Consider the following 7,568-nt stretch of genomic DNA (forward strand, 5'->3'; position numbering starts at 1 on the left):
GCGCGGTCGAGCCGCACTTTTTCAGACGATGGCGCTCTCGACCGGTGCAGTCAGGACGAGGCCGTTCGAGTACGGAAGGAAAACAGCTCGGATTCGATGCGGACCCTCGCCAACCTGCTGCAGTCCACGAAAGACTCCCGGTACCCGGATGTATGTTGGTAGGCGCGATTGGACTCGAACCCCCAAAGAGGGGGGATGATGGGGCTTTCAGGGGGAGAACGTCAAGCTGTAGCCCCCCTCAGAACCCCCAGTTTCCCCGGATTCGTCCCAAAAATTCGTCCCAATCGGCTCACCGGCATAGGGCTTCAGGAGAGCCCGACAGCACTGGGGATAAGCCGCCTGCGCCCGCTACGGCGGCAACTACCGCGAGCAGACCGTCTCCGGCAGCAGTTCCTGGTTCCAGCCTGGACAGACCAACACCACCTTCGACGTCAACGGCAACGTCGTCTCGGTGAGCGAGTCCTTCGCCACCAGCCGCGCGCGCAGCTTCGTCAACGACCTGTCCGGACGGGTGTTGCGCCGGGTGGACAACGCGGGCAGCGCGCACTTCACCTACGTCGACGGCAACCCGCTCGCCTCCACCAACGCCGCGGGCAACTTCGACAACGACTACAACTACACCCCGGTCAACGAGCGCTACCCGGGGGCCTGTCCCGGCAGCTGCGTGGTCAGCAGCGGCGACACGCTGCGCGCCATTGGAGTGGCGCAGCGGGAGGCGGTGACGGGGTTTGATGCCTGAAATCAGGCCATCATGATCTGGGTGTGTACCTCTACCTTGAGTGCGCGCTTGATGGCCGCAAACACCGCCGAGATATTGCTCATGGTCGGATTGCCGGACCGAGACAGCATCCGGTGCAGGCTCTTGGCGGGCTTGTGAATTTCTTCGGCCAGCGCTTCGAAGCCCACCGTGGCGTTGACGAGGTCGCGCAGGACAAGTTTGGCCGATTCCGGCTCGCCGTTGACGAACAGGGTGATGGCCTCATCCAGCAGGGCTTGCGCAAAGGCCGGATCGCTCTGCACGCGCGCAGCCACAGTCTCTTTGAAATCACGGGTCAGTGCCATGTCACCTTCCTCTTTTTGAGGTGGATGCCTTGCGGCGCTTGTAGTCTTCCCACAGCGCTACCGCCTGGTCGATGTGTTGCTGCTGGCGCTTCTTGGTGCCGCCGCCGATGAGGATGATGATCTTCAGACCGTCCTTGGCCAGATAGATTCGTAAGCCCGGCCCCCAGTCGATCTTGTACTCACCAATGCCACGAAACCACTCGACGTTGGACAGGTTGCCCTGTTCCATCCGGCTCACCGCCACACGCACCTTGGCGGCGGCGACGGCCTCGAGCGATCCGAACCACTCCGCGAAGGGGCTGCCGCCATCGGGCAGTAGCAGTTCTTTGGTCTGGTAGCTCACGGACCAAATGGTAACGTATAAGTTTCCATTTCGCCAACACGATGGCCAGATGGCACACCAGCGCTGCCAGCCGGAGGAATCGGGGTCAGGTCTTGAGTTTTGCATCGGCGCGATGCAGGAATCGGGGTCAAGTCTTGAGTTTTGCATCGGCGCGATGAAGACCCGAACGCGTCGCCAGCAATCGCGTGGGTCGCCCGCCGCAACCAGAACCGCCTGACCGAGACCAACCCGCTGGGCCAGCAGGGGCAGAGCGCCTACGACACGCGCAGCCGGCTCGTGCGCATGCGTCTGCCTGGGGCAGGCGAACGCGCAGATCAACATCACCCCCACGCGCGGGGTGCACGTGGGCCATGACAGCGTAAAGCCCTGCTAGGCGATCCACTTCGAATCGCGACTTCCACGTCGACAAAAACCGCGAATCACAGCGCAGCTCGCCCATGATCGTCTGGCGCGAGGCGCCCTCGTCGAGCAGCAGGATCAAGCGAGCACGCCGCACGAGGAACTGGAATCCTCGGTCGAAGAGCTCGAGAGCTCGAACGAAGAGATGCAGTGTATGTTCTTGTGGATGGACTGCCTGCCTGGCGGTTCCCGCAGCAAGTGCCACCGATTGACATATTGGAGCAATCGGTCTAATATTTTCCTATGCGCCCCAAGCTGTTCGATCCCGACGCCGTCATTGCCAGTGCGCTGCCCCTTTTCTGGCGGCAGGGCTACGAAGGAACGCACATGCCCGAACTCTTGGACGCGATGGGGCTTGGCAAGGCGAGCTTCTATAACGCTTTTGCCTCCAAGCATGCGGTGTTCCTTACCGTCCTCGACCGCTATCTCAGCGCGGTCGATCACGTCCTGGCCAGAGCGCTCGAGGGCGTGAAGCATCGGGACGAAGCGGCCGCCAGGCTGCTCGACGCGATCTTGACCGTAGCACGCGATCAAGAAGGAAGGACGGTCGGTTGGCGCGGCTGCCTGATTGGCAACACGGCCCTCGAGATGGGGGCGCAAGACGAAACCGTGCGCAACCGCCTCAATCAGGGCGTGCGTCTCCTGCGGCGCTATTTCGCTAAGGCGCTCAGCCTCGCCGATAGCGACGGACGCGTCCTGCCGGATAGCGCCGTATCCGCGCTCGCATTGCATGCCGTCGCCGGCATCCAGGGCATCCTGGTGCTGGCAAAGGCCGGGCTCCTCGAGGAAGAGATCAGGGCAGCGAAGCAGGCGCTTTTGTTCACGCTTCAAGCATCCCCACCAATCTGAACACTGGGTGAGGCGCTTGAGAGCGCAGAGCCTTGCCCAGTACTGTACCAAGCGCTCCAAAAAGGAACAACGACCATGAAGATTCTCAACGCCTCGATCCACAGCATTCTCGACTACGCCACGGTAATCGCCTTTGCTTCCGCACCGACGCTACTCGGGTTCTCGGGCGCACCCGCCGTGCTCGCCTACCTGCTCGCAGGTGTTCACCTGGCAATGACCGTCCTGACCGACATGCCGCTTGGCCTCGTGAAGATCATCCCCATGCGCTTGCACGCCCTGGTCGAAATGCTCGTCGGCCCCACGCTGATTGCTGCAGCCTTGTTGGCCCCATCGCTGGTCATGGGAGCCCAGGGGTTCTTCGTCGCGAGCGGTATCGCGATTTGCGCCGTTTGGTTACTCAGCGACTATGCGTCGGCGACACAGTCCGGCTGAATGCTGGCGCTGCGCGATTGTCTCGCAGGTGCGTTCAGCCAGATCGTCGGCGTGATCGATGAGATCGCCTTCCAGACCAACCGGCTGGCTCTCAACGTCGGCATCGAGGCGGCCCGCGCCGGCGAGGCCGGCCGCGGCTTCGCCGTGGTGGCCACCGAGGTGCTCGGCTTGGCCCTGCGCTCGGCCGAGGCGGCCAAGGAGACCAGAGGCGTCGTGCGTGCAGATGCAGCAAATCTTTGGGAAGGCGCATAGGAACTTCAAACGAGCGCATAGGAATTTCAAACGACCCCGCAAAGCTAGGCGACCAGGCCGCGACCCACCAGGACGGGATTCCAGCACCAGAACCTCGGTCTTGGCCAGCGCGATCAGCCAGCGTCCGAAGCCGCCACTGCCGTGCAGCAGCTTCAGTTCGTCGGCCAGGCGCGGCACCCGGAGATACAGCGCCGAGTGTCCGCGCCGGCAGGCGTGCTGCGCCAGTGCGCACGCGAGCCACGTCTTGCCCACGCCCGTGGGGCCGGTGAGGAGCAGCGTGTCGCCGCGGGCAACCCAGTCGCTCAGGGCCAGTGCAATGAGCCCACTGCGATCGATGCCGCGACCCGGACGGGCGTCCAGATCCTCGATGGCCGCCTGGGCGTACTTGAGCTTCGCCCGCTGCAGCAGACGGGTGCGCTTACGCTCATCGCGCAGGTAGCTCTCCCGGTCCACCAGCAGGGCCAAGCGTTCCTCGAAGCTCAGCGACTGGACCTGGGGCTGTGCGGCCTGCTCTTCCAATGCGGCGGCGAAGCCGAACAGCTTCAGGGCCCGCAACTGCGTGAGAGTGGCGTGATGCATCATGGTCGTCTCCCCCGGTCACTGGTAGTAGCCGGGGCCGCGCACGTTCTCGTGCGAGGGGCTCGTCCAGTCGCCCTCATCGCTGCCGGGGCTGCGGTCGCGGTGGTTGGCGAGGATGTCGCGCACGCTGCGATAGCGGCAGCTCCCCAGTTGCAGCGCCAGGGCGCAGGCGGCCTCCAGGCGCTGCGGGCCGTAGGTGCGGGCAAGGCTGAGCAGTCCGAGGCAGCGCCGGTAGCCGTGCTCGGGATGTTTGTGCTCTGCCAGCATGCGTTCGACCACCTCGGCGCAGGCCACTCCGATACGGCGCCCCCATTCGATCAACCGCGTGGGTGTCCATTCGAGATGGGCACGATGCGCCGCCGGCAGGTGCTCGGCCACGGTGGTGTAGACCCCCTGACGGGGGTTGCGCCCATGGGCGGCCACGCGCCGACCGCGGTGCAGACACTCGATGGCCGAGGCGGTGATGCGCACCTCGATCTCCTGCCCCACCAGGGCATGGGGCACGCTGTAGAAGTGGCCCTCCACCTGCACGTGGTAGTCGATGTGCACGCGGGCGCGCTTGAAGCGCGCCATCTCGTAGCGGCTTGACGGCAGCGGCTGCAGCGCCGGCCGGTCGATCTCGGCGAAGGTGCTCGCCCGGCTGCCCGGCAGGCGCTGGAAGGGGCGCTCGTTGAGCGCGGGCAGCAGCTCGGCGATGGCCGTGTCGAGATCGAACACGCTCTCTACAGGCGGTCACGTTCGCCGGACGCACCGATCACGTTCGGCCGGATTGGCCCGTCACGCTCGGTCGGAATACGCAAGAAGATCCTGACGCCCCCGGGCCTGAATCCGCAGCCGCCGCCCAAGGGTCGGGCGCGTGTTGCGGAGCAGGACGTCGCCGCCTGAGCCTCGCCGGCCCTCGCCAACACGACGCCCCAGGCTGCAACGCCAAGCTCCGCCGGAGCGGCTGCGCGCGCCACGGCGGCGCGAGACCGCAAGAAGAAGGCTCAACCCCGCGGCCGACGCAGCGACTGTCACCTTTCGGCATAATCCGGCCACTTCGTTTTCGGCGTAATCAGGCCACTTTGGGGTGGCAGCAGGCAGTCTGGTTTTCGGCATATTCCGGCCAGGCGTTTTCGGCATATTCCGGCCACCCACCCCAACCGTCATGAGCATCTCGATCTGATCACCGCTGCCGGTACCGTGCGGGCTTTTGCCTGCAGGAGACGCCGGTGGCCCGACGGAGAATCGAGATGTTTCAGTACCGCCAAGCGCTTGCGCGGCTGCGCGCGGGCGACACCGACCGGGAACTCGCCCGCTCGGGGTTGATGGGCCGGGAGAAGGTGGCAGCGTTTCGCGCCATCGCCGCTGAGCAGGGTTGGCTTGCACCCGATCGAGCATTGCCCGAGGAGGGCGAGCTGGCCGCGCTGCTCGGGCAGCCGCGACGCGCGCGCAGCACGGTCAGCAGCGTGGAGCCCTGGCGCGCGCAGGTCACTGCCTGGGTCGAGGAAGGCGTGCAGGGCACCACCATCCACGCCGCGCTCAAGCGCAACCACGGCTACACGGGCAGCTATTCGGCGGTGTACCGCATGATCGCCGGCATCCATAGCGCGCAGGTGCCCGAGGCGACCGTGCGGCTGCACTTCGCGCCGGGGGAAGCCGCACAGGTCGACTTCGGCGCCGGGCCGATGCTGCGCGATGCCGATGGCGTCGAGCGGCGCACCTGGGCGTTCGTGATGACGCTGTGCTTCAGCCGTCATCAGTATGTCGAGTTCGTCTGGGACCAGTCAGTCGCCACCTGGCTGGGCTGCCACCGGCGCGCCTTCGAGTGGTTCGGTGCCGTGCCCCGGCGCCTGATCATCGACAACGCCAAGTGCGCGATCACGCGGGCCTGCGCCAACGATCCGCTTGTCCAGCGCGCCTACGGCGAGTGCGCGCTGGGCTACGGGTTCAAGATCGATCCATGCCCGCCGCATGACCCGCAGAAGAAGGGCATCGTCGAGGCCGGCGTGAAGTTCGTCAAGCGCGGGTTCCTGCCGCTGCGCGAGATCCGCGACATCGCCGACCTGAACGCGCAGGCGCGCCAATGGGTGATGAACGAGGCCGGCGAGCGCATCCACGGCACCACACGCAAGGCACCGCTGGAGCTGTTCGCGCTGGAGCGTCACACGCTGCTGCCGCTGCCCGTCATCGCCCCGGACCTGGGCACCTGGCATCGGGCCACCTTGCACCGCGACTGTCATCTGAAGCTCGACACCTCGCTGTACTCGGCGCCCTTCACGCTGGTCGGCCAGCGTCTGTGGATCAAGGTGAGCGATTGCTCGGTGGCGATCTTCCACCACTACCAGCACCTGCACACCCACCCGCGCGCGCAGCGGCGCGGCGAGCGCATCACCGTGCGCGACCATCTGCCACCCGACGCGGCAGCCTTCCTCGCCCACGATCGCGAGTACTGCCTGAAGCAAGCCAGTGCGGTCGGGACAGCCTGCGCCGCCTTCATCAGTGCGCTGTTCGGCGACGCCATCCTGGAGCGCCTGCGCAGCGCCCAGAACGTGCTGCGCCTGGAGCAGACCTACGGGCCCGCCCGGCTCGAGGCCGCCTGCGCCCGGGCGCTGGCCTTCGACACGCTGCAGTACCGCTGGGTGAAGAACATCCTCGTCGGCGGCCACGACCACCTGAGCCTGCCCAGCCTCGCGCCTGCTCAAGCCTACGCCGCAGCCGCTCGCTTCACCCGCAACGCCCAGGACCTCTTTACCGCGCAGCCCGGCCGGCTGCAATGAACCGCAAGGAGTATCTGCCCCATGAACCCCGCACCTGAACTCGCCCCGCAACTGAAGCTGCTTCGCCTCTCGGGCATCCTCGATTCGCTCGACGAGCGTAACCGGCAGGCCATCGCCGGCAAGATGCCCTACGTGGACTTCCTGGCTGCCCTCATCGGCGACGAAGTGGCTCGGCGCGAGCAGAAGAAATTCAGTCTGCGGCAGCGCCGTGCGAACTTCCGCACCACCAAGACGCTCGAGCAATTCGACTTCGAGCGCCTGCCCGCGCTCAACCGCACGCTCGTGAACGACCTGGCGGCCGGACGCTACCTCGCCGAACGCGCACCGATTCTCATCGTGGGGCCCAGCGGCACTGGCAAGAGCCATCTGGCCCAGGCCCTTGGCCAGTGCGCGATCCGCCAGGGCGTGGATACCGTCTTCACCACCTGCGCCCAGCTCACCGCCAGCCTCAACGCCGCTCGTGCCAACGGCGGCTACGAGCGTCGCCTCGCGGCATTCGCCCGCGTGCCCCTGCTCATCATCGACGACTTCGGCTTGAAGCCCCTGCGTACGCCCGCCGACGAAGACCTGCATGACCTCATCGCCGAACGCTACGAGACCGCCGCCACCATCGTCACCAGCAACCTCGACTTCCCCGAGTGGGATCAGGCCTTCCCCACCAACCGCCTGCTGGCCGCCGCAACCCTGGATCGGCTGCGCCACAACGCCTACTGCCTCACGCTCGACGGGCAGTCATTCCGCGCGCCCAAGCTCGCCCCGAGCGCTCGACCCCGAAGCCTTGCCAAGACGGCCAAATCCAACCAAGATTAACCCGCTACGAGATGCTCGTGACGGCAGCGTACTGGCCTGAATATGCCGAAAATCGAGTGGCCTGAATATGCCGGTTGGTGACA

At 65.9% G+C, this 7,568-nt stretch carries 9 protein-coding genes and 2 pseudogenes; 6 read left to right on the plus strand and 5 right to left on the minus strand.

The window, feature by feature from the left end; translation table 11 throughout:
* Positions 1-451 precede the first annotated feature (451 nt).
* A complete protein-coding gene (locus ING98_18280; protein MCA3103820.1) occupies positions 452-739 on the plus strand; it encodes a hypothetical protein in 288 nt (95 codons plus the stop codon).
* A gap of 2 nt (positions 740-741) precedes the next feature.
* Here ING98_18280 and ING98_18285 read toward each other — a convergent pair whose 3' ends face one another.
* The 3 genes and pseudogenes from ING98_18285 to ING98_18295 form a co-directional block, all read right to left on the minus strand.
* Positions 742-1,062, minus strand: a complete 321-nt coding sequence (locus tag ING98_18285; GenBank protein MCA3103821.1) for a transcriptional regulator — start codon at positions 1,060-1,062, stop codon at positions 742-744.
* Between the two features lies 1 nt (position 1,063).
* Positions 1,064-1,405, minus strand: a complete 342-nt coding sequence (locus ING98_18290; GenBank protein MCA3103822.1) for a type II toxin-antitoxin system RelE/ParE family toxin — start codon at positions 1,403-1,405, stop codon at positions 1,064-1,066.
* A gap of 358 nt (positions 1,406-1,763) precedes the next feature.
* Positions 1,764-1,901 (minus strand): annotated as a pseudogene (locus ING98_18295) (helix-turn-helix domain-containing protein).
* A gap of 146 nt (positions 1,902-2,047) precedes the next feature.
* Here ING98_18295 and ING98_18300 point away from each other — a divergent pair.
* The 3 genes from ING98_18300 to ING98_18310 all read left to right on the plus strand — a co-directional run bounded on the left by ING98_18300 (position 2,048) and on the right by ING98_18310 (position 3,337).
* Positions 2,048-2,653: a TetR/AcrR family transcriptional regulator gene (locus ING98_18300; GenBank protein MCA3103823.1), complete on the plus strand. Its 606-nt coding sequence runs from the start codon at positions 2,048-2,050 to the stop codon at positions 2,651-2,653.
* A 75-nt stretch (positions 2,654-2,728) separates the two neighbouring features.
* Positions 2,729-3,085, plus strand: a complete 357-nt coding sequence (locus tag ING98_18305) for a hypothetical protein (GenBank protein ID MCA3103824.1) — start codon at positions 2,729-2,731, stop codon at positions 3,083-3,085.
* Positions 3,086-3,337, plus strand: a complete 252-nt coding sequence (locus ING98_18310; protein MCA3103825.1) for a hypothetical protein — start codon at positions 3,086-3,088, stop codon at positions 3,335-3,337.
* A 78-nt stretch (positions 3,338-3,415) separates the two neighbouring features.
* Here the strand turns inward: ING98_18310 and ING98_18315 are convergent.
* Both ING98_18315 and ING98_18320 read right to left on the minus strand, forming a co-directional pair.
* A pseudogene (locus ING98_18315) lies at positions 3,416-3,919 on the minus strand (ATP-binding protein).
* A gap of 15 nt (positions 3,920-3,934) precedes the next feature.
* Complete coding sequence (locus ING98_18320; protein MCA3103826.1) at positions 3,935-4,633, minus strand: hypothetical protein; 699 nt, start codon at positions 4,631-4,633, stop codon at positions 3,935-3,937.
* 515 nt (positions 4,634-5,148) lie between these two features.
* Here ING98_18320 and ING98_18325 point away from each other — a divergent pair.
* On the plus strand, positions 5,149-6,675 hold the full coding sequence (locus ING98_18325; GenBank protein ID MCA3103827.1) for an IS21 family transposase: 1,527 nt from the start codon (positions 5,149-5,151) through the stop codon (positions 6,673-6,675).
* A 21-nt stretch (positions 6,676-6,696) separates the two neighbouring features.
* Positions 6,697-7,485 (plus strand): ATP-binding protein, encoded by a 789-nt coding sequence (locus ING98_18330; protein MCA3103828.1) that lies wholly within the window; start codon positions 6,697-6,699, stop codon positions 7,483-7,485.
* Positions 7,486-7,568: the final 83 nt, after the last annotated feature.

The sequence above is a fragment of the Rhodocyclaceae bacterium genome (genome assembly GCA_020248265.1).
Lineage (GTDB): Bacteria > Pseudomonadota > Gammaproteobacteria > Burkholderiales > CAIKXV01 > CAIKXV01.